Annotated in this window: 4 protein-coding genes; all 4 read right to left on the bottom strand. The window is 54.0% G+C overall.

The genetic code is table 11. The annotated features are described in order from the left end of the window. Positions 1-151 precede the first annotated feature (151 nt). Positions 152-475 (bottom strand): hypothetical protein, encoded by a 324-nt coding sequence (locus K7B09_RS12940; RefSeq protein WP_223629878.1) that lies wholly within the window; start codon positions 473-475, stop codon positions 152-154. Between the two features lie 377 nt (positions 476-852). Then, positions 853-1,296: a hypothetical protein gene (locus tag K7B09_RS12935; RefSeq protein ID WP_223629877.1), complete on the bottom strand. Its 444-nt coding sequence runs from the start codon at positions 1,294-1,296 to the stop codon at positions 853-855. Positions 1,297-1,360: 64 nt separating this feature from the next. Beyond that, positions 1,361-1,882 (bottom strand): hypothetical protein, encoded by a 522-nt coding sequence (locus K7B09_RS12930; protein ID WP_223629876.1) that lies wholly within the window; start codon positions 1,880-1,882, stop codon positions 1,361-1,363. A 314-nt stretch (positions 1,883-2,196) separates the two neighbouring features. Then, on the bottom strand, positions 2,197-2,379 hold a 183-nt coding region (locus K7B09_RS12925; RefSeq protein ID WP_223629875.1), incomplete at its 5' end, for a hypothetical protein.

Raw genomic sequence — 2,379 nt, 5'->3', positions numbered from 1 at the left:
TCATACAGCTTGATGGTGGCGTTCTGTGCGCAAGCCGATGCAAAAACTGGGACAAGACCAGCTAGAACCAGCACGCGCAGATGACTTTTCTTCATGGGCCTAACACCTGAGTTAAGCCGAACCGCGAAGCGGTTTCGGCTTGAACGAATTGTTAGGCATCTTGCCCGAGACGGTCCAATGGAATGTCCTCATAGCCGCCGATAGACCCGATGGAGCCTGCATTGCCTGGATTGCCGAAGTTTCCAACATTTCCATAGTTTCCGTAGCTGCCGTAATTGACAGAGCGATGCCCAGAGGAACGGTTGTACATGAGACGGTTCTCATGAACGATCTCGCCGAGGTAGCGGCCATGCATGTCAATGAAAATCCCATGCTGCTCTAGATAGTGGCCGATGTTTGAGCCACGCGTCGAGTGAAGCTGACCGTTAACGAAGTTTGCGATGTGATTACCGCGACTATTGAAAAGGAACTGCATGCTCACTCTCCAAAGATGCCTAACACCTGAGTTAAGCCGCGCCGCAACGAGGTGCAACCGAAGCGACAGCAGCCGGACGCCGAAAGATAACACGATGCCATGAAGCGGCGTCGGCTTGAACGAACTGTTAGGTTGTAGGCGCCCGACGACCCACTGCACACGCGAAGCAAGCTACGGAATGCTACCGCCACCACGGTGCGCAGGTCCCCTGCGCGCTGTGGGCCAAGTACGCAAGGGCACACTTGAACCTAACAGTAAACCTATCAGGCGCAATTCAATGCAAAGCCCGCATATCCCCAAAAAATTCCGCGCTAAACCTAACACCTGAGTTAAGCCGCGCCGCGAAGCGGCGTCGGCTTGGACGAATTGTTAGCCGCCTACTCGTGAGCGGCGAGCCGATAAGTCTTAGGGTAGCGCGCCTTGAAGTTTGGCAACGCCGTGTAATCGATCAGGCCAATTGCCTGCTCTCGCACTTTGGGCGGCTGCATTGAGAGCTGACGGGCAAAGACTCCGTCGCCCCAATGCTCCAGCAGCGCGCTCACGGAGCACGCGTGCGCTTCCGCTCCCGCGCCAATGATGCTGGATCGCTTCAGGTAGCCGAGGAAATGCCCAAGACCCTTCTCCGATCGGAACGCTGCGGATAGGCCTTGACGGTAATTGTAGTGATCGAATTCAGCAGCCTGAGGGCAAAGGTCGGAGCACGCTTCGGTGTCACCTGCCGCGATCTGCCGCGCCCACTTAGAGCAAGTGCTCTGCGGCTCTGCAGCGGATGCTGCGCCAGCGAACACAACGAGAACTACGACTGCAAAGCTGCTCTTCATGGCGGCTAACACCTGAATTAAGCCGAGCCGCGAAGCGGCTTCGGCTTGAATGAATTGTTAGTGCTCATAAGCAACCCTCTACAAACTGGATGGCTTCCTTTGTTCCGGCGTAATAAGTGGTCACCCTGTTCATGTCTGTCTCAAACCGGAGACCATGTTTGCGATCTGACGACAGCATGGTGAGATATGAGCCATCTGGTGCCGTGTAGTAGTGCGGGGTGACAAGAACGCGACCTGCATAAAGCGACATGATCGATTCTTTTGAGTCCCCAACACGCGCTCCTGAAACGGTTGAAATGGCCCGCTCAGAAACGTCTACGCGTGCAATGTGGCCGTGCAGCAACATAAAAGTGACACCGGCGTGGCCATTTTTTGGAGAGAGAAATTTGCAATCTGGGTAATCTGCATCCGGATATTCGTCAACTAGCTTGACTCCGAGCGCACGCTGAGCAGCAACGTGAGTCATTCCAAATTTCACAGGGCCGTAGCCATTAAATGAAACTCGGTAAGCGTCGTCAGCCGTTGCGACACCTGGGATGACAAGTGTTCCGCAAGCAAGAGTTATGGCAACGGCGAACTTGACCATGAGCACTAACACCTGAGTTAAGCCGTGCCACTGCACGGCCGCAAACAAGAACGAACATACCGAAAAAAATTGCGGCCGTGAAGTGGCATCGGCTTGAACGAATTGTTAGACCTGTGCGCTCTTGCGGTGAACCGCGAAACGAACAGGCTGGAAAGCGAATTTGTACCACGAAACCAAGCGCCGTGTCAGCCACGTGAAGCCCGCTCTGGCTTTTGCTCTACAAGCGAATGCAGACTGTAGATTTTGATCTTGATCTTTTTGCAAATTTGAAAGCTTCTTGCCGTTGAAGCGAGGTCAAAAAACATCTTTTCAGATCATGAGCTGTTGCAGGCTTCAATGGCTTTGCAAGAGGTGTGCGGCTTTTTGCTCTTCACAGGTCTAACACCTGAGTTAAGCCGCGCCGCAACGAGGTGCAACCGAAGCGACAGCAGCCGGACGCCGAAAGATAACACGATGCCATGAAGCGGCGTCGGCTTGAACGAACTGTTAGGTTGTAG

This window comes from Thermomonas beijingensis (assembly GCF_020034655.1).
GTDB classification, from domain to species: domain Bacteria; phylum Pseudomonadota; class Gammaproteobacteria; order Xanthomonadales; family Xanthomonadaceae; genus Thermomonas; species Thermomonas beijingensis.
This window is presented reverse-complemented; position numbering and strand designations above follow the sequence as displayed.